The organism is Luteibacter sp. KNZ12-1A (assembly GCF_056755675.1).
On the sequence record NZ_JBPGXU010000064.1, the window covers coordinates 1 to 21,861 of the forward strand.

Annotated in this window: 12 protein-coding genes; 11 read left to right on the forward strand and 1 reads right to left on the reverse strand. The window is 66.8% G+C overall.

Features of this window, described 5'->3' with window-relative positions; all coding sequences use genetic code 11:
- From zipA to treY, 9 genes are all read left to right on the forward strand, one after another.
- Positions 1-496: cell division protein ZipA (gene zipA / locus ACR9ZJ_RS13125; protein ID WP_481288002.1), on the forward strand; the 496-nt coding region annotated here is incomplete at its 5' end.
- Between the two features lie 2 nt (positions 497-498).
- A complete protein-coding gene (locus ACR9ZJ_RS13130) occupies positions 499-1,134 on the forward strand; it encodes an FMN-binding negative transcriptional regulator (RefSeq protein ID WP_481288003.1) in 636 nt (211 codons plus the stop codon).
- A gap of 160 nt (positions 1,135-1,294) precedes the next feature.
- Positions 1,295-4,567 carry a maltotransferase domain-containing protein gene (locus tag ACR9ZJ_RS13135; RefSeq protein WP_481288004.1) on the forward strand — a complete coding sequence of 1,091 codons (3,273 nt, stop codon included), beginning with the start codon at positions 1,295-1,297 and terminating at the stop codon, positions 4,565-4,567.
- Positions 4,568-4,570: 3 nt separating this feature from the next.
- Positions 4,571-7,888: a maltose alpha-D-glucosyltransferase gene (treS, locus tag ACR9ZJ_RS13140; protein ID WP_481280818.1), complete on the forward strand. Its 3,318-nt coding sequence runs from the start codon at positions 4,571-4,573 to the stop codon at positions 7,886-7,888.
- Entirely contained in the window at positions 7,810-10,068 is a 2,259-nt protein-coding gene (gene glgB, locus ACR9ZJ_RS13145; protein WP_481288005.1) for a 1,4-alpha-glucan branching protein GlgB, read from the forward strand. Before treS ends, glgB begins: the two co-directional genes overlap by 79 nt.
- Before the next feature lie 11 nt (positions 10,069-10,079).
- Complete coding sequence (gene glgX, locus ACR9ZJ_RS13150) at positions 10,080-12,188, forward strand: glycogen debranching protein GlgX (RefSeq protein WP_481280816.1); 2,109 nt, start codon at positions 10,080-10,082, stop codon at positions 12,186-12,188.
- The gene (gene treZ, locus ACR9ZJ_RS13155; RefSeq protein WP_481288006.1) at positions 12,185-13,936 is read left to right on the forward strand and encodes a malto-oligosyltrehalose trehalohydrolase; all 1,752 of its coding nucleotides are present in this window, start codon (positions 12,185-12,187) and stop codon (positions 13,934-13,936) included. The genes glgX and treZ overlap by 4 nt, the downstream gene beginning before the upstream one ends.
- A gap of 3 nt (positions 13,937-13,939) precedes the next feature.
- Complete coding sequence (gene malQ, locus ACR9ZJ_RS13160; RefSeq protein ID WP_481280814.1) at positions 13,940-16,018, forward strand: 4-alpha-glucanotransferase; 2,079 nt, start codon at positions 13,940-13,942, stop codon at positions 16,016-16,018.
- Positions 16,015-18,645 carry a malto-oligosyltrehalose synthase gene (gene treY / locus ACR9ZJ_RS13165; RefSeq protein ID WP_481288007.1) on the forward strand — a complete coding sequence of 877 codons (2,631 nt, stop codon included), beginning with the start codon at positions 16,015-16,017 and terminating at the stop codon, positions 18,643-18,645. Before malQ ends, treY begins: the two co-directional genes overlap by 4 nt.
- A 249-nt stretch (positions 18,646-18,894) precedes the next feature.
- Here the strand turns inward: treY and ACR9ZJ_RS13170 are convergent, their stop codons facing one another.
- Complete coding sequence (locus ACR9ZJ_RS13170; protein ID WP_481280812.1) at positions 18,895-19,155, reverse strand: acyl-CoA-binding protein; 261 nt, start codon at positions 19,153-19,155, stop codon at positions 18,895-18,897.
- A gap of 126 nt (positions 19,156-19,281) precedes the next feature.
- Between ACR9ZJ_RS13170 and cmk the strand changes: the two genes are divergently transcribed.
- Together cmk and rpsA are read left to right on the forward strand one after the other, a co-directional pair.
- Positions 19,282-19,962: a (d)CMP kinase gene (gene cmk, locus ACR9ZJ_RS13175; RefSeq protein WP_481288008.1), complete on the forward strand. Its 681-nt coding sequence runs from the start codon at positions 19,282-19,284 to the stop codon at positions 19,960-19,962.
- A gap of 175 nt (positions 19,963-20,137) precedes the next feature.
- A complete protein-coding gene (gene rpsA / locus ACR9ZJ_RS13180) occupies positions 20,138-21,811 on the forward strand; it encodes a 30S ribosomal protein S1 (protein ID WP_481280811.1) in 1,674 nt (557 codons plus the stop codon).
- Positions 21,812-21,861 lie beyond the last annotated feature (50 nt).

Here is a 21,861-nt window from a genome sequence, read left to right on the forward strand (position 1 = left end):
CGTCAAGGCACCGCCCCGGTCCGACCTGGGCCGCCGCCCGCCGCATGCGCCGGTCGAACGCATCGTCAGCCTGTATGTCGTCTCCCGCGAGGGCAGCAAGTTCAACGGTTCCGACCTCGTCGTGGCCGCGGAAAAAGCGGGCCTCGAGTTCGGCGACATGGGCATCTACCATCGCCTGGTCGATGGCCATCCGGAACAGGGCCCTATCTTCAGCGTGGCCAATCTGGTCAAGCCGGGTAATTTCGACATGGCACGCATCGCGACGCTGCAAACACCGGGCCTGTCGTTCTTCATGGCCTTGCCAGGCCCGGTGTCGGCACTGGATGCATGGGACGCGATGCTGCCCACGGCGCAGCGCCTCGCCGAACTGCTCGACGGCCTGGTCCTGGACGAGGAACGCAACGCCCTCGGCCGCCAGCGCATCGCGCACATGCGCGACGAACTGCGTGGCTGGGACCGCGGCCACGAGGGCGAAGAGATCAAGTTCGGCCAATAGTCGTGTACACGCCGAAAGCCTTCCGCGAGGAACGCCTGCCAACGCTGCACGAGGCGATCCGCGAGATCGCCTTCGGCACGCTGGTGACGGCGGGCGAGGGTGGCATCGAGGCCTCGCACCTGCCTTTCGTGCTGGCATCGGACGAGGGGCCGCTGGGCACGCTCTACGCCCACGTGGCGAAAGGCAACGACCATGTCGCCCGGCACGCCGGGGAGGCCTTGTCGATCTTCGCCGGCCCACATGCGTATATCTCGCCGAACGGCTATCCAGGCAAGGCCACGCACCATCGCGAAGTGCCTACCTGGAACTACATCGCCATTCATGCCTACGGCGTGCCGGAGACATTCACCGACCCGGCCCGCCTTCGCGCCTTGCTGGTGCGCCTGACCAGTCAATCCGAGAAGGACGCGGCGCAGCCGCGGCCATGGCGGGTGGACGACGCGCCGGCCGATTACCTCGCGGGCATGCTCAACGGCATCGTCGGCATCCGCATCCCCCTCGATCGTGTCGAGGGCAAATGGAAGCTGGGCCAGAACCGCACCGCGGAAGACCGCCTCGGCGCGGCGGCCCTGCTCGCCGAACGGACCGGCGACGACGCACAAGCCATCGCGCGGGCCATGCGCTCGTTCGGAGCCTAGCGGGCCCGTTCCAGCCGGCCCGTCGTCCTTGCGACGTGCGTTCACACTGTCGCAACACCCCTCTGCGTCACTGTCGTGGCCTTCGCGTGCCCGGGTCATTGGCACGATGCATACATCCGGCCCGGCATGCTCGTCCCCATCCTGGAGGAACGCGAGTCACATGTCGGCCAGCCCGTGTGCGCCATTTCGCATCTATTACCTGCACCCGCTGCTGGCGGGGCCGCTGACCGCCTGGAACGCGTGGATCGAGCACGCGGCGGGGCTTGGATTCCGCCAACTGCTGATCGCACCGCCGTTCGAACCGTCGGCCTGTGGCGATGTCTTCGTGACACGCGACTTCGACCGGCTGCACCCCGCCCTCGGCGCGGACGGCGACGCGACGACGCGGCTGGCACAGATCGCCAAGGCGTGTCGTGCGCACGACCTCGAACTCTGGCTGGACCTTCCCCTCGACGAGCTCGCCGCGGACGCGCCCGTGCGCCAGGAACATCCGGAATGGTTTCGCGCGGTGGCCGCGCAGCACGGCACGCCCGACCCGCGCTGGACGCCGAGCGAAAGCGATAGCGCGCGCTGGCGGTTCAACGATCCCGACGTGGTCGATGCCGCCTGCCAGTGGTGGATAGACCGCTTGCGCCGCTGGACGGCCGCGGGTGTGTCGGGTTTTCGCCTGGTCCATCCGCAGCGCCTGCGCGCGACGGTGTGGAAGACACTGCTCGATGCCGTGCGGGCGGATGCGCCCCGGACGGCGTTCCTGGCGTGGACACCGGGGCTGACGCCGGAGGAAGTGGCTGCCTTGCGTGGCGCCGGCTTCGATGCCGTGGTCTCGTCGGCCAGCTGGTGGGACTTCCGTTCATCGTGGTTCGTGGAGGAGGCCGAACGCCTCGAAGCGTTAGCGCCCGTCCTTGCCTGCACCGAGGCGCCGTTCTCGACGCGGTTAGGTGACGCACTGGGTGAGGAGAACCAGCTCGATCATGCCTATCGTCGCGCCATCGCCTTCAGCGCCACGTCGCCGGCCGGATGGATGATGCCGCTCGGGTTCGAGTACGCCGAGCACGACGCACTGGACCCCCGTCGCGGTAACCCGGTGACGCCTGCGGCGCTGGCCAGGGACGCGGTGCTGGATGCCACGGAAGCGGTGAAGGCGGCGAACGAGTCGGTGGGTGAACGCATGCCGGGGCCGCCGCTGGTCCGGACGACCCATGGCGTGGCAATGTTCCTCACCGTCGATGGTGCGGACCCGCGCACCGCTGGACGCGCCACCCTGACGCTGGTGAACGCCTCGCTGGATCGCGAGGTGGCACTGGGCGCGGCGGAGGCATTGGCCGGCGCGGCGGCCCATTTCGCTCCCTGGACCACATCCGACGGCCGCAAGATCTTCGACCAGGGCGACGGGGTGATCCTGGAGCCGGGCGCCGTGCTGACCTTGCAGGGCACGCAGGCGGTGCCGGCGAAGCGAAAGCTCGGGGTCCTGGCCCAGAAGGAATTCCTGCAGGCATCCACCCGCGCGCCTCGGGTCGTCATCGAGGCGGTGACGCCGACGGTGGATGGGGGGCGGTTTCCCGCCAAGTGCATCGTCGGCCAGCCGGTCGCGGTCACGGCGGACATCTTCATGGATGGTCACGACGTGCTTGCCGCACGGTTGCGATATCGCGCGCAGGACGAAAAGAGCTGGCGCGAAACGACGATGGCCTTCGTCGACAACGACATCCATGCCGCCAGTTTCACGCCGACGCGCATCGGTCGCCATGAATTCCAGATCGAGGCGTGGCGCGACCCGTTCGCGACCTACCGGCATGAAATCGAGTTGAAGCACGCTGCGAACGTGCCCATCGCCCTGGAACTGGAGGAGGGCAGGTTGCTGGTGGAAGCGCGTGCGAAGGATGCCGCCGGCCCGAAGGCGAAGGCCTTGCGCAACCTCGCCGCGGCCCTGGCCAAGGCCGAAGGCGACGATCGCCTGGAAATCCTGCTCGCCGACAGCACGCTGGAGTTGATGAGCGCGACCGATCCGCGCGAGCGGTCGACCGTGGCGGGGTCGTACCTGCTCGAGGTGGACCGGCGCGAAGCCGGGTTCGCGAGCTGGTACGAGCTGTTCCCGCGTTCCATGACCGAAGCCAAGGAAAAGCACGGTACGTTCCGCGGCACGATCGCGCGCCTTCCGGCGATCCGCGACATGGGCTTCGACGTGCTGTATTTCCCGCCGATCCATCCCATCGGCACGGCGTTCCGCAAGGGGCCGAACAACACGCTCAGCCCGGGTCCCGGTGATCCGGGCAGCCCCTACGCGATCGGCTCCCCGGAAGGCGGCCATACCGCGATCCACCCGCAGCTGGGAACCATCGAGGACTTCCGCGCACTGCGCGACGCCGCCCACGCGCACGGGCTGGAACTGGCCCTGGACTTCGCGATCCAGTGCTCGCCCGACCATCCATGGTTGAAGGAGCACCCCGAGTGGTTCGACTGGCGCCCCGACGGCAGCATCAAGTACGCGGAAAACCCGCCGAAGAAATACCAGGACATCGTCAATGTCGACTTCTACGTCGATGGCGCGGTTCCATCGCTCTGGCAGGCGTTGTGCGACGTCGTGCTGTTCTGGGCCGCGGAGGGCGTGCGCACGTTCCGCGTCGACAACCCGCACACGAAGCCCTTTCCCTTCTGGGAATGGATGATCGCGCGGGTTCGCGCGAAGTATCCCGACGTGCTGTTCCTTTCCGAGGCCTTCACGCGTCCCAAGCCGATGTATCGCCTGGCCAAGGTCGGTTTCAGCCAGTCGTACACCTATTTCACGTGGCGCGATTCCAAGCAGGAATTCATCGATTACCTGACCGAATTGACCACCACGCCGCCGAAGGATTTCTTCCGGCCGAACTTCTTCGTCAACACGCCGGACATCAACCCATATTTCCTGCAGACCTCCGGACGCCCGGGGTTCCTGATCCGCGCCGCGCTGGCGACGACGTTGTCGGGATTGTGGGGCATGTACTCCGGTTTCGAGATCTGCGAATCCGCGCCGATTCCCGGGAAAGAGGAATACCTCGATTCGGAGAAGTACGAGATACGGGTCCGTGATTTCGATGCGCCAGGCAACATCGTGGCCGAGATCACCCGGCTGAACCGGATCAGGCGTGCGCATCCGGCCTTGCAGACCCACCTGGGCGTGCGCTTCCTGCCGGCGAACAACGACCAGGTGCTGTTCTTCGAGAAACGTGCCGGCGACGACCTCATCCTCGTCGCGATCAGCATGGACCCGCACAACGCCCAGGCGGCCGACCTGAGCCTTCCGCTCGGCGACTGGGGGCTATCGGCGGATGCTCCGCTCGACATCCACGACCTTCTGCACGACCAATCCACCACCTGGCGCGGGTCCACGCAGCACGTATGGCTCGGCCTCGGCCAGCCCTACGCGGTGTGGCACGTGCGGCTTCCGGGAGTCTGATCCATGGCAATGCGCGGCAAGGGAAAGAAGCAGGCGGTCGCTCCCGATTTCTCCAGCGATCCGCTCTGGTACAAGGACGCGATCATCTACCAGGTGCACGTGAAGTCGTTCTTCGACGCCAACGACGATGGCGTGGGCGATTTCCAGGGCCTGATCGAGAAGCTCGACTACATCGCCGAGCTGGGCGTGAACACGCTGTGGCTGCTGCCGTTCTATCCGAGCCCGCGGCGGGACGACGGTTACGACATCTCCGAATACAAGGCGGTCCATCCCGACTACGGCAAGTTGTCCGACGCCCGGCGTTTCATCGCCGAAGCCCACGCGCGGGGATTGCGCGTGATCACCGAGTTGGTGATCAATCACACCTCGGACCAGCACCCGTGGTTCCAGCGCGCGCGCAAGGCGAAGAAAGGTTCCGCCGCGCGGGATTTCTACGTCTGGTCGGACACCGACCAGGCCTACGACGGCACGCGCATCATCTTCATCGATACCGAGAAATCGAACTGGACATGGGACCCGGTGGCCGGCCAGTACTTCTGGCACCGCTTCTTCTCGCACCAGCCGGACCTGAATTTCGACAACCCGGCAGTGCTCAAGGCGGTGCTCGACGTGATGCGCTTCTGGCTGGACCTGGGCGTGGACGGATTGCGCCTGGATGCGGTGCCGTACCTGATCGAGCGCGAGGGCACCAATAACGAGAACCTGCCCGAGACGCACGCGATCCTCAAGCTGATACGCGCCGAGATCGACCAGCACTATCCGGACCGCATGCTCCTGGCCGAGGCCAACCAGTGGCCCGAGGACACCCAGGACTACTTCGGCAACGGCGACGAATGCCACATGGCTTTCCATTTCCCGCTGATGCCGCGCATGTACATGGCGATCGCCCGCGAGGACCGCTTCCCGATCACGGACATCATGCGGCAGACCCCGGCGATCCCGGATAACTGCCAGTGGGCGATCTTCCTGCGCAACCATGACGAGCTGACCCTCGAGATGGTGACCGACAACGAGCGCGATTACCTCTGGCAAACCTACGCCGCGGATCGCCGCGCGCGCATTAACCTGGGCATTCGCCGCCGCCTCGCGCCCTTGCTCGAACGCGACCGCCGCCGTATCGAACTGATGAACGCGCTGCTGTTGTCGATGCCTGGAACGCCGGTGCTGTATTACGGCGACGAGATCGGCATGGGTGACAACATCCACCTCGGCGATCGCGACGGCGTGCGCACGCCGATGCAATGGTCGGTGGATCGCAACGGCGGATTCTCGCGCGCCGATCCGGCGAGCCTGGTCCTTCCGCCGATCATGGACCCGTTGTACGGATTCCAGGCCATCAACGTGGAAGCGCAGGCGCGCGATCCGCACTCCCTGCTCAACTGGACACGTCGCATGCTCGCCGTGCGCAAGCGCTACAAGGCGTTCGGACGTGGCAGCCTGAAATTCCTCTACCCCGGCAACCGCAAGGTGCTGGCCTACCTGCGCGAGTACGAGGGTGAGCACGTGCTGTGCGTGGCGAACATGTCGCGCTCGTTGCAGGCGGTGGAACTGGACCTCGCCACGTTCGACGGGCAGGTGCCCATCGAGATCATGGGCGGTTCCTCGTTCCCGCCGGTGGGACAGCTGCCGTACCTGCTCACCGTGCCGCCGTACGGTTTCTATGCGTTCCAGATTTGTCCGAACGCGCAGATGCCGGTGTGGCACGAGGTACCAGCCGAACCGATGCCCGACTACGAGACGCTCGTGCTGCGCGGCGCCCTCGTCGAAGGGCCGGTGATGGCTCATCACCGCGGCGTGATCGAGAAACAGGTGCTGCCGAACTACCTCGCCGTGCGCCGGTGGTTCGCGGCCAAGGATCGCGGCATCGAATCGGTGAAGATCCTCTACGGCGCCGCCTGGCCCGACCGTGGCGACGACCTCATCCTCACCGAGGTGGAAGCCACGCTGTCGGACGGGGGCAAGGAGCGCTACAGCCTGCCGGTGGGCATCGTCTGGGAAGACGAGAATCCGACCGCGCGGGCGCAACAACTGGCCCTGGCACGCGTCCGCCGTGGGCGCCGGATCGGCCTGCTCACCGACGGTTTCGCGCTGGAGGCGTTCGCCAGCGGCCTCCTCATCGGCTTGCGCAACGGCGTGGAGCTGGCGACGCAAGGGGGTGTCGTGCGCTTCGAGCCCACCATCGCCTTTGCGGGCATCGCGTTCGACGCGACGATCGAGAATCGCTGGATTGCCACCGAGCAATCGAACAGTTCGATGATCCTGCACGATGCCGGGGTGGTGAAGCTGTTCCGGCGTACCTCGGCCGGCGTCAATCCCGAAGTGGAAATGAGCCGCTTCCTCACCGAGAACGGCTACGCGAATACCGCGCCGCTGCTGGGCGAGGTGGTGCGCCTGGGTGACCATGGCGAGCGGACCACGCTCGCGGTCCTGCAGGGTTTCCTGCGTAACCAGGGCGATGCGTGGGCGTGGACGCTGGATTACCTGCGCCGCAGCTACGACGAATTCAGCCATTCCGGCGAGGAGGACCGCAAGGCGGAGATCGAGGGCGGCTACGACGCGTTCGCGACGGCCGTCGGTACACGGCTGGCTGAACTGCATGCGTTGCTGGCGAAGCCGAGCGAACTCCCGGCATTCTCGCCGGAGCCGGTGGGCGAGGCCATGGTGCGAGCCTGGCGTGAAAGCGTGCGCGGCCAGGTCGAGCGCGCGTTGCTGTCGGTGGATGCGGAGGCGGAACTGCCACCCGCCCTGGCCGCCGACGTGGACGCACTGCGCGGCCTCGCGCGCGCGCTGGACGAGCGCGTCGGCATGCTGGCGGCGGCCGGGCAGGGCGCGCTGGCCACGCGCACCCATGGCGATTTCCACCTGGGCCAGGTGCTGGTCGTGCAGGACGATGCCTACATCATCGATTTCGAAGGCGAGCCGGCACGTACGCTCGACGAGCGTCGCAGCAAGAGTTCGCCGCTGCGGGATGTCGCCGGCTTCCTTCGCTCGCTCGACTACGCCGCGGCGATGGCACGGCGCGGCGAAGACGGCCTGGCGCCGGTCGAGGACGAAGGATTCGGCGACTACCTGGCCCGCTTCCGCGAGCGCTCGGCGAAGGTATTCCTCGGCGCGTACCGCAGCGTGCTCGATGCCGCGCCCGTGCGCTGGATCGCGCCCGGGGCGCTGGCGCCCGTGCTCGAACTCTTCATCATCGAGAAGGCGGCCTATGAGGTCGTCTACGAGGCGGCGAACCGCCCGGGATGGCTCGACGTACCGTTGCGTGGATTGCTGCAGATCGCGCGTGGCGGGATGGCGAACGAACTGAAGGAGGATACGTGACCGATCCCCGCACCTACGGCCTGGCCGATCCCGCCGCGATCGATGCGCTGGTCGAAGGCCGGCACGGCGATCCGTTCGCGTTGCTCGGTCCGCACGCGGTGAACGGACGCCGCGTGGTTCGCACCTTGCAACCCGGTGCCCGGGGCGTCGAATTGATCGATGCCGGGGGACGCGTGATCGCCGAACTGGCGCGGGTTCATCCGGGGGGACTGTTCGCGGGGTTCGTCGAGGCTCCCGCGTACCGGCTGCGGGTGCATTGGCCGGCGGCCACGCAGGATACCCACGATCCCTACGCCTTCGGCACCCTGCTGGGCGAGGACGACCTTCGCAGGCTTTCCGACGGCAGCCACATCGAGTTGTTCCGTTGCCTGGGCGCCCATCCGGTCACCATCGATGGCGTGCACGGGGTGCGCTTCGCGGTGTGGGCACCGAATGCGAAGCGTGTCAGCGTCGTGGGCGACTTCGACAGCTGGGACGGGCGCCGTCACCCGATGCGCAAGCGCGTGCCGGCCGGCGTCTGGGAACTGTTCGTACCGGGCCTGCTCGCGGGGGCTCGCTACAAATACGAGATATGGGGCGCGGACGGCTCGTTGACCCAACGCGCCGACCCGGTGGCGCTGGCCGCCGAATTGCCGCCCGCGACGGCTTCGATCGTGGCCGATCCCACGGCCTTCCACTGGACCGACGACGCCTGGTTGCGCCGGCGCGGAGCGCTGCATCACGCAGGCTCGCCGCTGAGCATCTACGAGTTGCACGCCGGGTCGTGGCTGCGTGGAAGGGATGGCCGCGAGCTGCATTGGGACGAACTCGGCGAACGCCTGATCCCTTACGTCGCCGGGATGGGCTTTTCGCATATCGAGTTGCTGCCGGTCTCCGAGCATCCGTTCGGTGGCTCGTGGGGTTACCAGCCGCTGGGGCAGTTCGCGCCGACCTCGCGCTTCGGTACCCCCGACGCGTTCGCACGTTTCGTCGATCGCTGCCACGAGGCAGGCATCGGCGTGATCGTCGATTGGGTGCCGGCGCATTTCCCGACGGACATCCATGGCCTGGCGCACTTCGACGGCACGCCGTTGTATGAACATGCCGATCCGCGCGAAGGTTTCCACCAGGACTGGAATACGCTGATCTTCAACCTCGGCCGTAACGAGGTATCGGTCTTCCTCGTCGCCAGTGCGCTGGCATGGCTCGAACGCTTCCATGTCGATGGCCTGCGCGTGGATGCGGTGGCGTCCATGCTCTACCGCGACTACTCGCGCAAGCAGGGCGAATGGGTGCCGAACATGTACGGCGGCCGCGAGAACCTGGAATCCATCGCCTTCCTGCGCCGTGTCAACCAGCTGGTGGCGGAGCGCCATCCGGATTGCATGACCATCGCCGAGGAATCCACGGCGTGGCCCGGCGTGACCCAGCCGGTGGAGCAGGGTGGCCTGGGCTTCACCTTCAAGTGGAACATGGGCTGGATGCACGATTCGCTGGAGTACATGTCGCGCGATCCGATCCACCGGCGCTGGCACCACGGCGAGATGACGTTCAGCATGGTTTACGCGTATTCGGAGAAGTTCGTGCTGCCGCTGTCCCACGACGAGGTGGTGCACGGCAAGCGCTCCTTGCTCGGCCGCATGCCCGGTGACGAGTGGCAGCGCTTTGCGAACCTTCGCGCGTACTACGGTTTCATGTGGGGACATCCCGGCAAGAAGTTGTTGTTCACCGGTGGCGAGATCGCCCAACCCCACGAGTGGAACCACGATGCCCAGATCGCCTGGGACCTGCTCGACCATCCCCTGCACCTGGGCGTGCAGAAGCTCGTGCGCGACTTGAACCTCCTGTACGCCGCGACACCCGCCCTGCATGCGTGGGACACGGATCCGCGCGGGTTCCGCTGGGTGATCGGCGACGACGCCGCGCAGAGCGTCTTTGCCTGGCTGCGCCTGGCCGAGGGGGCGCGTCCCGCCCTGGTGGTCAGCAACATGACGCCAACGCCTCGCCACGGCTTCCGCATCGGCGTGCCCGAAGGAGGACGCTGGCGCGAAGCGATCAATTCCGATGCGGCGGATTACGGCGGATCCGGCGTGGGCAACGAAGGCGAACGACACGCGCAAGACGTTCCTTCGCATGGCTTCGACCGCTCGCTGGTGGTCAGCCTGCCGCCCCTATCCACGGTCATCTTCGTGGCCGACTGACGAGGAATCCGATGCCCGCCCTTCCCGAACGCATGCAGCCTGGTATGCCGTACCCGCTCGGTGCCACCTGTGACGGCATGGGAACCAACTTCGCCGTGTTCTCCGCCCACGCCGAGCGTATCGAACTGTGCCTTTTCGATCCGTCGGGCAAGCGGGAAATCGCACGCTACGAACTGCCCGAATGTACCGACGAGATCTGGCACGGCTATCTGCCGCGCGTCCGCGGCGGCACGTTGTACGGCTTCCGCGCCCATGGCCCTTATGCTCCCGAGGAAGGGCATCGTTTCAATCCCAACAAGCTGCTGCTCGATCCCTATGCGCGCTTGCTGCACGGGCAGGTGCGATGGTCGGATGCCCTGCATGGCTACCGGGTGTCTTCGCCGCGCGCCGACCTCTCGTTCGACCGGCGCGACAGCGCCGCGGCGATGCCCAAGGCCGTGGTCGTCGACGAACCGATGCACTGGACCCAGGGCAACCGGCCGCATACGCCGTGGAACGAGACGGTGATCTACGAGACCCACCTGAAGGGTTTCACGCGCACCTTGAAGCGCATCCGCCAGCATGAACGCGGTACCTTCATCGCGCTGGCCGATCCCTATGTGATCGACTACCTGGTGAAGCTGGGCGTCACCGCCGTGGAACTCCTTCCCGTGCATGCCTTCCTGCAGGACCGGCGCCTCACGGAGATGAAGCTGCGCAACTATTGGGGCTACAACACGCTGGCCTTCTTCGCTCCCGAACCCGCCTATCTCGCCGAGGGCGCGCTGAACGAGATTCGCGCGGCGGTGCAGGCGCTGCACGCGGCCGGCATCGAAGTGATCCTCGACGTGGTCTACAACCACACCTGCGAGGGTAGCGAGCTGGGTACCACCATGTCGTTCCGGGGCCTGGACAACAAGAGCTATTACCGGCTGATGCCGGACAACCCGCGCTATTGCATCAACGACACCGGCACGGGAAACACGGTGAACACCGCGCATCCGCGGGTGCTCCAGCTGGTGATGGACTCCTTGCGCTATTGGGTGCAGACCTTCCATGTGGACGGCTTTCGCTTCGATCTCGGGGTGAGCCTCGGACGCGAGGAACACGGCTTCGATCCCTGTTGCGGATTGTTCGACGCCATGCGCCAGGACCCGGTGCTGGCGAACGTGAAGCTGATTTCCGAGCCGTGGGACATCGGCCCCGGCGGTTACCAGCTGGGCAATCATCCCGCGGGTTTCGCGGAGTGGAACGGCCAGTTCCGCGACGACGTGCGCAAGTTCTGGAAGGGCGATTCCAACATGCGCGGCGTGCTTGCCGGGCGCCTGCAAGCCTCCGGTGAACTGTTCGACCATCATCGGCGCAAGCCCTGGGCGTCGGTGAATTTCCTCACCGCGCACGACGGGTTCACGCTGGAAGACCTGGTCAGCTACAACGACAAGCACAACGAAGCCAACGGCGAGGACAACCGCGACGGCGGCAACGACAACGAAAGCTACAACTACGGCGTGGAAGGGCCGACGGACGATCCCGGCATCCGTACCGCGCGCGACCGGGTGAAGCGCGCCATGCTGTCCACGCTGTTCTTCTCGCACGGCACGCCCATGCTCCTGGGCGGCGACGAGTTCGGCCGCACGCAGCAGGGCAACAACAACGCGTACTGCCAGGACAACGAACTGTCGTGGTACGACTGGAAGCTGGCCACGGACGAACGGGGCAGGGAGCTTACCGACTTCGTCGCGCGCCTGGTCCGTCTTCGTGAGAAGCATCCGACGCTGCGGGCCGCGCATTTCCTGCGCGGAGACACCGAAGTGGCGCCGGGCATGCGCGAGGTGGCGTGGTTCGACGAAAGCGGCACGGAAATGACCCAGGAGACCTGGGGCTACACGGAGGGCCGCCTGCTGGCGTTGCGCCGCGCTCAGGCATACGGGGAAAAGCGCGCCGACGTGACCCTGGTGCTGATCAACGCCACGCCCGAGAAGCACGTGTTCCACCTTCCCCAGCCGGCCGTGAACTGGCGGATGAGCTGCAACAGCGCCATGCCGTCCGCGCCTGAAACGCCCTGGAGCGAGCCGTCGGTCGAGGTGGAAGGACGCAGCGTGATCCTCCTGACCGCGTCGGCGAGGACGGAGCCGGCATGAGCGATACCTTCGTCCACCCGATGCCGTATGGCGCGAGGCACCTGGGCGATGGCCGCACCCGTTTCCGGCTCTGGGCTCCCGACGTGGACGCGGTGTCGATCGAATGCGACGACGGCCACGTCTCGCCGATGCGCGCGCTGGACGACGGCTGGTTCGAATGCGTGTGTCCCGCCGAGGTGGGTTCCGGTTATCGCTTTCGCATCGACGACGACCTGGCGGTGCCCGATCCCGCCTCGCGCCGGCAGGTCGGTGGCGACGTGCACGGTTTCAGCATGGTCACCGACCCCGCCGCGTATGCGTGGCGGCACGCCGGTTGGCGCGGCCGGCCCTGGCACGAAACCGTGATCTACGAGTTGCACGTGGGTGCGCTCGGCGGGTTCCGTGGCGTGGAGATGGTCTTGCCGCACCTCGCCTCGCTGGGCATCACCGCCGTCCAACTGATGCCCATCGCCGAGTTCGCGGGTGAACGCAACTGGGGTTATGACGGCGTACTGCCGTTCGCCCCGGCGGATGCCTATGGGTCGCCCGACGACCTGAAGTCATTGGTCGACGCGGCGCATGGACTCGGGTTGATGATCTTCCTCGACGTGGTCTACAACCACTTCGGACCGGAGGGCAATTACCTCGGCGCGTATGCGTCGCCGTTCTTCGACGAATCGGCGCATACGCCGTGGGGCGCGGCCATCGGCGTGGCGACGCCGCAGGTGGGCGATTACTTCGTGCACAACGCGCTGTACTGGCTGCGGGAGTTCCGTTTCGACGGCCTGCGCTTCGATGCGGTGCACGCGATCGGCAATGCCGGCTGGCTGGTGACGCTGGCGGATCGCGTGCACGCCGCCGTGGAACCGGGACGCCATGTGCACCTCATTCTCGAGAACGAAGCCAACCAGGCCAACCTGCTCGGACGCGGCCGGTTCGACGCGCAATGGAACGACGATTTCCACAATGCGCTGCACGTGCTGCTCACCGGGGAGGGGGAGGGCTATTACGCGCACTACCACCCGCCGATGGACAAGCTGCTGCGCTGCCTTCGCGAAGGCTTCGCCTTTCAGGGCGAACCGATGGGCGGTCGCCGTCGTGGAGAGCCCAGCGCCCACCTGCCGCCATCGCGATTCGTGAACTTCCTGCAGAACCACGACCAGGTGGGCAATCGCGCGCTCGGGGACAGGTTGAGCACGCTCGTTTCCCCGGAAACGCTCGAGGCCGCTCTCGCGCTGCTCCTGCTGTCGCCTTTCGTACCCCTGCTGTTCATGGGCGAGGAATGGGCCAGCCGGACGCCGTTCCTGTTCTTCACCGACTTTCCCGATGAGGACTTGCGCGCGGCGGTGCGCGATGGCCGGCGCAAGGAGTTCGACGCCTTCACCGGATTCTCCGGCGAGGACATTCCCGATCCCAATGAATACGCCACGTTTACCGCCTCCATTCCCGCGAGGGATCGCGAACGCGGCGAACTGCGCCGGACGCTCGTTCGTGAGTTGATCGCGGCGCGGCAAAAGCACGTTTCCCCGCATATCGGGCAGGCGCGCAGCCTCGGGGCTGAAGCGGTGGGCGAGCGCGCCTTCGTGGCGTCCTGGTCGTTGGGCGGGTCGTCGCTCACGTTGTTCGTCAATTTCGCCGACATCGACGTCACCCTCGTGAAGCCACCATCGCCGTCTGCGGCCTGGTTGCATGGCGATGCCGCCGATGTCGCTTCCGTTTCGCGCGGGCTGCTTCCCGCCCGCCGCACGCTTGCCTGTCTGGAGTCCTGATTCGTGAACGAGCCCCTCGACGATCGCCTCGCGTTATTGGCCGAACAGGCCGGGATCGACGTGAACTGGCGCGATGCACTCGACCGGCCGCAATCGACCCCGGCGCGCACGGTGCGGGCCGTCCTGCAGGCCCTGGGGCTGCCGGCGGACAACGCGGACGACGTCGAGGCGAGCTTGCGGCGCATCGAGGAAGAACGCACTGGACGGCAGCCGCCGAGGCTGCTGACCGCCGACGCGGGGGGGCGGGTCGAGCTGCCGGCGGCGGCACGCGGCCGGTCGTGGAAGATCGTGACGGACGAAGGCGGGCGGGTCAGCGAGGGCGCATTGCCTTCCGGCGAACGGCTCGTCGACGCACCGGTCGTGCCGGGTTACTACACTTTGTTGATCGACGAGGAGCCGGTCACGCTCGCCGTCGCGCCACCGCGCGCATTCGGCATCGGTGACATCGCCTCCGCCCATCGGCCTTGGGGCATCGCCGTGCAGATGTCCAGCCTGCGCCGTCCCGGCGATGGCGGCATCGGCGATTTCACCGCGCTGGAACTGTGTGCGAAGGCCGCCGCGGAGAAGGGCGCGGACGCGCTGGCGATCAGTCCGCTGCACGCGTTGTTCGCGGCGGCCCCCGAACGCTACAGCCCGTATGCGCCGTCGAGCCGCCTGTTCCTCAACGGCCTGTATATCGACCCGGTGCGGACCAGTGGCGAGCAGACCGTGCGCGCGGTGATCGACACGCACAACCTGCGCCAGGAGCTGGCCGAACTCGAATGGCTCGAGTTGATCGACTGGCCGCGCGCCGCGCGTGCGCGGATGACGATCCTCCGTTCCGTGTTCGAGTGGGCCTCGGTGGATATCGCGCACTCGGAGCGGTTCGCCGCGTTCCGGCGCGAGCAAGGCGAACCGCTCGAACGCCACGCGCGTTTCGAGGCATTGCATGCCGACTTCACCGCGCACGGGCGCGCGGGCGGATGGCAGGGCTGGCCGGAGGCGTTCCATGATCCGGCGGGCCTCGAGGTGGCGGCGTTCGCCCGCGAACACGCGCGTGAGGTCTCGTTCCACGCCTGGTTGCAATGGCTTGCCATGCAGGGCCTGGAAGGCGCACAGAAAGCCGCGCGCGACGCGGGCATGGCGATCGGCCTGGTGGCGGATCTCGCCGTGGGTGCCGACGCGGGTGGCAGCCATGCCTGGGCACACCAGAGGGAGGTGCTCGACGGCCTGTCCGTGGGTGCGCCGCCGGATGCGCTCAACCGGCTGGGCCAGGACTGGGGGCTCACCACGTTCTCGCCGCGAGGCTTGCGCGAGACCGGTTTCAAGGGATTCATCGGCATGCTGCGCGCCGCGCTGGCGCATGCCGGTGGCGTGCGCATCGACCACGTGTTGGGATTGAAGCGCCTGTGGATGGTACCCCGTGGCGCGGGCGCGACCGAAGGCGCTTACGTGCGCTATCCACTCGGCGACATGTTGCGGCTGATCGCGCTGGAATCGCATTTGCACCGTGCCATCGTCATCGGCGAGGACCTTGGCACCGTGCCGGCCGACTTTCGCCAGGCGATCGCCGACAAGGGCGTCCTCGGTATTCGCGTGCTCTGGTTCGAGCGCGCCGCGGACGGCGGCTTCATCGCCCCGGCGGAATGGTCCGGCAAGGCCATGGCGACGACCAGCACGCACGATGTGCCGACCGTGGCGGGATGGTGGAGCGGGCGAGACGTGGAATGGCGTAAACGCGCCGGGCTCGACAATCCCGATGTCGACGAGGCGGCGCAGCGCGAGGTCGAGCGGGCGATGCTCTGGCGGGCGTTGTACGCGTCCGGCTCGGCGTGGAACGAGGACGCCCCGCCCGCGCCTGACGACATCTCGCCCGTGGTCGTAGCCGCGGCCCGGCATGTATCGCAGGCACCCGCGCCCCTGGCGGTCTTTCCCGTGGAAGATGTGCTCGGCCTTCACGAACAACCGAACCTTCCCGGTCCCACCGACGCGGTCCATCCCAACTGGCGCAGGCGAATGCCCGATTCGTCGTCGCGCCTGTTCGATGGCCCGATCGCCCACGCCGTATGCGCCGCGATCGACCAGACCCGGCATCGCGCATGAACGCTCCGCGTGCGCTGGCGCGCCTGCAGTTCCATGCGGGCTTCACCCTCGACGATGCGATCGGCGTCGTGGGCTACTACGCACGACTGGGCGTGAGCCATCTGTACGCGTCACCGATCCTGCGCGCGCGGGCCGGTTCAACCCACGGCTACGACGTCGTCGACTGCCACGAAGTGAATCCGGAGATCGGCGGGGAGGATGCCTTGCGTCGTCTCGTCGCGGCCCTGCGCTCGCGTGGCATGGGCCTGATCGTCGACATCGTGCCCAACCACATGGGCGTGGGCGTCGAGAACGCGTGGTGGATGGACGTGCTCCGCCACGGACGGGAAAGCCGTTACGCGGGGTATTTCGACATCGAGTGGCAGGCGCCCGATCCCTTGCTGAAGGGGCGCCTGCTATTGCCGATCCTCGGCGCGGGTTATGAGCAGACCTTGCGCGATGGCCATGTACGATTGGCGCGGCGGCGCAACGAATGGGTGCTGCGGGTCTATGACGATCACCTGCCGTTGTCGCCCGCCTCCTCGGCGACATTGGGCGAGGACGCGCAGGCCGTGCACGATCCGGAGACGAACGAGGGCAGGGCGTCGCTGCACGCGCTGATCGAACGGCAGCACTATCGCCTGGCGTTCTGGAAGCTCGCCAGCGACATGGTCAACTATCGCCGCTTCTTCGATATCAACGAGCTGGCGGGCTTGCGCATCGAGCGGACCGCCGTCTTCGAAGACACGCACAAGACGATCTTCCGGCTGTACACCGAAGGCTTGGTCGACGGTGTGCGCTGCGATCACGTCGATGGGCTGGCCGACCCACGCCGCTACTGCCGCCAGTTGCGTCACCGGTTCGAGACGCTGCGCACGAGGCGTCCACCGGATGCTCCGCGCGGCGCGGCCTACCTGGTGGTGGAGAAGATCCTCGCGCCGGACGAGACCCTGCGCCTCGATTGGCGCACCGATGGCACCACCGGTTATGAGTTCATGGACCAGGTGTCGGCCTTGCTGCACGACGAAAACGGCGAGGCGCCACTGACCGGTTTATGGCGCAAGCTCACGGGCGAAAGCACGGACTTCGGAACGCAAGCGGTGCGTGCGCGACGGCAGATCCTCGTGGACAGTTTCGAAGCGGAACTGGACCGCACGGCGCGAGCCTTGTTCGCCGCGGCGCGTGCCGATATCGCGACGCGGGATGTATCGCTGGCCGCCATTCGCCGCGTGCTGGTGGAGCTGCTCGTGCATTTCCCGGTATATCGCACCTATGCGAGGGGCGCCGGTCGCGATGCGTATGACGAAACGGTATTCTCGCGGGCCGTCGAAGGCGCACTGCGCACCAATCGTCTCGAAGACGGCGAGTTGCTCCATCTCGTCGCGCGATGGCTCGGCGGCGAGGCGCCGCGCTCGCTGCCACCGGGCCCGGTGCGTCGCGCCCGCGAAAGGGCGTTGGCGATGTTTCAGCAAGCCACGTCGCCGGTGGCCGCCAAGGCCGTGGAAGACACCGCCGGCTATCGGTATGGCCGTCTGCTGTCGCGCAACGAGGTGGGCGTCGATGCGGCGAGGCTGGCGATCGCTCCGGAACATTTCCATCGTCACTGCGCGGCGCGCGCCGCCACGCTGCCGAACAACCTGCTGGCTACCGCCACCCACGATCACAAGCGGGGCGAAGACCTTCGCGCGCGCCTGGCCGTGCTCTCCGAAGTGCCCCAACGGTGGATCGTGACGGTGGATCGCTGGCGCTCCCGCCACGCCGTGTTCCGCCAGCGCGCGGAAGGGCGGATGGCGCCATCGGCGGCGGATGAACTCATCCTCTACCAGATGCTGGTCGGTGCATGGCCCTATGGGCTGTCGCAGGACGACGTGGACAACGTGGAACGCTTCGCCACGCGCATCGCCGCATGGCAACGCAAGGCCTTGCGCGAAGCGAAGCGCTGGACCCGCTGGACCTCGCCGAACGAGCCGTACGAGGACGCCTGCGAGGATTTCCTGCGTAGCGTGCTGTCGGGCGAATCGGCGGCGGAAGTGGCGGCCTTCGCGGACTACATCGCCGCCCCCGGGGCGGCCAACGGACTGGCCCAGACCGTCCTGCGGCTGACGACGCCGGGTGTGCCCGACCTCTACCAGGGCACGGATTACTGGGATTTCAGCCTGGTCGATCCCGACAATCGTCGTCCCGTCGATTTCCTGGCCCGGGCCGTCTCCCTTGAACGCGACAGCGCGCCGTCGGACCTGTTGCCGGCATGGAGGGATGGCGCGATCAAGCAGGCGGTGATCGCTAGCTTGCTGCGGCTGCGCCAGGCCCATCCCGACCTGTTCGCGCGCGGCAGCTATCGTCCACTGGCGGCCGAGGGGCCGGCGGCGGGGCATCTCGTGGCCTTCGTTCGCGAATGGCGGGGACAGCGGCTGGCGGTCGCCGTGGCGCGGCATACCGCCGGGTGGCTGGCGGGAGCGGAAACGCCGGCGATCCCTGGCGAGCGGTGGGAGGGGACGACGTTGCGCTTGCCCGAAGGCCGATGGACGGGGGTGCTCACCGAGGGCCGGTTGGAAACGGCGGCGACCGGACGGGGTGCTCCGGCCAGTGCCGCGGCGGTGTTCGGCGGCCTGCCGGTCGCCGCCTGGATATCGCTCCGCGCTTCGTAGGATCGCCGATGAATCGGCTCCCACAAGAGCGCCCCGCTGCGGACCGACCGGTGGAGGATCGACCTATCCGGTGGGAGCCGACCCTATCGGCGGCGGGTGCCTGCCATGACCGGTGGGAGCCGACCCTGTCGGCGATGGTGCTTGCCATGACCGGTGTGAGCCGACTATGTCGGCGATGGGTGCTTGCCTCGAACTGGCCCGCTGCCGCGGGATCGCCGACAAGGTCGGCTCCCACCGAGCGAGGGGCGCTCAACCTCCCAGCGACCTCACCAGTTCGATGTAGTCGCGCATCGCATCCTCCCGTGGCACGCCTTTCAGTGCCGCCCAGGCCTCGTACTTCGCGGTGCCCACGAAATCGAAGAAGCCGGGCTTGTCGCCGCGGACGTCGCCCTCGGAACCCTGTTTATAAAGGGCGTAGATGCGCAGGAGGGTATCGTTATCGGGCCGTCGGCCAAGACGGGTGAGGTCCAGGTAAGCCTGCTCGAACTGGCTCTGGAGGTGGTCGGACATGGAGCGCTTCAAACCCGTGGCGCATAGGGATGGGGGGCTTTTAGCACGGCCCCCGGAGGCTGTCCATGATCCGGTTTCGGGCGGTCGACGCGATATCATGGGTGTTTCGCGAACGAGGTTGATCCCATGGCCCATCCGGCTGCCGTCCCCGTGCTGACCATCGACGGCCCGTCCGGCTCGGGCAAGGGCACCGTCAGTCGCCTGGTGGCCGAACGGCTCGGCTGGCGACTGCTCGATTCCGGCGCCCTTTATCGCGCCGTGGGTTATGCGGCGGGGGAGGAGGGCATCGACCTCTCCGACGCCGAGGCCGTCACGCGCTGCGCGCAGACCGTGAAGATCCGCTTCCAGGCCAGCCCGGACGGCGGGGAGACCCGGGTGCTGGTGAACGGCCACGATGCCACGGACGAATTACGCACGGAAACGGCAGGAGCGGCCGCTTCGGCCATCGCCGTCATCCCCTCGGTCCGCCAGGCCCTGGTGGACCTCCAGCACGGTTTCCGCAAGGCGCCGGGCCTGGTGGCGGACGGGCGGGACATGGGGACGGTGATTTTCCCCGATGCCGCCCATAAGTTCTTTCTTACGGCCAGTGCCGCCGAGCGCGCGAAAAGGCGCTATAAGCAGTTGAAGGATAAGGGCCTGAGCGTTACACTTACCATTCTCCAACGAGAGATCGAGGCACGTGACGAAAGGGATGCGTCGCGGCCGGTCGCCCCGTTGAAGCCCGCCGAGGGCGCCGTGGTGATCGATACCACCGGCATGCCGATCGAGACGGTGGTGGAAAAAGTATTCGCCGTGGTGCGTCCTTAAAACGCATCCGGCACAACCCCCGCGCACGCTGTGTGCGCGGGATATTGGCAACGGTGCAGGGTGGTTTCCCCAACAGGCTTCCCCCATGCGCCCACGACCGGTGGGTCCCCCGTCCGCTTGCGCTCGACAACCGAGGCAGACGCCGGGTACGACCTTTCATAACCCTGGAATCAACATGACTGAAAGTTTTGCCGAACTGTTTGAACAGAGCCAGCAGGCCATTTCCAAGCTGAAGCCCGGCTCCATCGTCACCGGTATCGTTGTGGAAATCCGCAACGACGTGGTGGTGATCAACGCCGGCCTGAAGAGCGAAGGCATCGTCCCCATCGAGCAGTTCAAGGACGAGTCCGGCGCGCTGGAAGTGGAAGTGGGCGACGAGGTCAAGGTCGCGCTCGACGCGCTCGAAGACGGCTTCGGCGAGACCAAGCTCTCCCGTGAGAAGGCCAAGCGTTCGATGGTGTGGGACGACCTCGAGCAGGCGTTCGACAAGGAAGAGACCATCACCGGCAAGATCTCCGGCAAGGTCAAGGGCGGCTTCACGGTCGACATCAAGGACGTCCGCGCATTCCTGCCGGGTTCCCTGGTCGACGTGCGTCCGGTCCGCGACCCGGTCTACCTCGAGGGCAAGGATCTCGAGTTCAAGATCATCAAGCTCGATCGCAAGCGCAACAACGTCGTCGTCAGCCGCCGCGCGGTTGTCGAGACGGAGTTCTCGGAAGAGCGCGAGAAGCTGCTCGAACGCCTGACGGAAGGCGCGGTCGTGAAGGGTGTGGTGAAGAACCTCACCGATTACGGCGCGTTCGTCGACCTCGGCGGCATCGACGGCCTGCTGCACATCACCGATATGGCGTGGAAGCGCGTGCGTCACCCGTCCGAAGTCGTCAACGTCGGCGACGAGCTGGACGTCCGCGTGCTCAAGTACGACCGCGAGCGCAACCGCGTGTCGCTCGGCCTCAAGCAGCTCGGCGACGACCCGTGGGTCGCCATCGCCCGCCGCTACCCGGTCGGCAGCCGCCTGTTCGGCAAGGTCTCCAACGTCACTGATTACGGCTGCTTCGTCGAGATCGAGCCGGGCGTCGAAGGCCTCGTGCACGTCTCCGAGATGGACTGGACCAACAAGAACGTCAACCCGGCCAAGGTCGTGCAGGTCGGTGACGAGACGGAAGTCATGGTCCTCGACGTGGATGAAGAGCGTCGCCGCATCTCCCTCGGTATCAAGCAGACCCGCTCGAACCCGTGGGAAGCGTTCGCCGCCATGCACAAGAAGGGCGACAAGGTGTCCGGCCAGATCAAGTCGATCACCGACTTCGGCATCTTCATCGGCCTGGAAGGCGGCATCGACGGTCTCGTCCACCTGTCCGACATCTCGTGGCAGGCATCGGGTGAAGACCTCGTGCGCAACTTCAAGAAGGGTGACGAAGTCGAGGCCGTGGTCCTGGCCGTCGATCCGGAGCGCGAGCGCATCTCCCTCGGCATCAAGCAGATGGAGCAGGATCCGTTCGGCCAGTTCATGGCCACGAATCCGCGCGGCACGGTCCTGACCGGCACGGTCCGCGAAGTCGACGCCAAGGGTGCGGTCATTGATCTCGGCGAAGGTGTCGAGGGCTACATTCGCGCGAACGATATCGCCAAGGAGCGCGTGGACGATGCCACGCAGTATCTGAAGGTTGGCGATGCGGTCGAGGCGAAGTTCACCGGCATGGATCGCAAGGGCCGTCAGCTCCAGCTGTCGATCCGTGCGAAGGACGAGGAAGATCTGGCCGATACCATGGCCGACTACCAGTCCGCCGCTGGTGGCACGACCAAGCTCGGCGCGCTCCTCAAGGAGCAGATGAACAAGGCCGACTAACCGTCGGGGGGGGGGGGGGGGGGGGGGGGCGGCGCGCCGGGGGGGGGGGG

Excerpts from the sequence above, each read along its gene's own strand:
- ACR9ZJ_RS13135 (WP_481288004.1), top strand. The coding sequence starts at position 1,295 with ATGTCGGCCAGCCCGTGTGCGCCATTTCGCATCTATTACCTGCACCCG.
- treS (WP_481280818.1), top strand. The coding sequence starts at position 4,571 with ATGGCAATGCGCGGCAAGGGAAAGAAGCAGGCGGTCGCTCCCGATTTC.
- glgB (WP_481288005.1), top strand. The coding sequence starts at position 7,810 with ATGGCTCGACGTACCGTTGCGTGGATTGCTGCAGATCGCGCGTGGCGG.
- glgX (WP_481280816.1), top strand. The coding sequence starts at position 10,080 with ATGCCCGCCCTTCCCGAACGCATGCAGCCTGGTATGCCGTACCCGCTC.
- treZ (WP_481288006.1), top strand. The coding sequence starts at position 12,185 with ATGAGCGATACCTTCGTCCACCCGATGCCGTATGGCGCGAGGCACCTG.
- treY (WP_481288007.1), top strand. The coding sequence starts at position 16,015 with ATGAACGCTCCGCGTGCGCTGGCGCGCCTGCAGTTCCATGCGGGCTTC.
- ACR9ZJ_RS13170 (WP_481280812.1), bottom strand. The coding sequence starts at position 19,155 with ATGTCCGACCACCTCCAGAGCCAGTTCGAGCAGGCTTACCTGGACCTC.
- cmk (WP_481288008.1), top strand. The coding sequence starts at position 19,282 with ATGGCCCATCCGGCTGCCGTCCCCGTGCTGACCATCGACGGCCCGTCC.
- rpsA (WP_481280811.1), top strand. The coding sequence starts at position 20,138 with ATGACTGAAAGTTTTGCCGAACTGTTTGAACAGAGCCAGCAGGCCATT.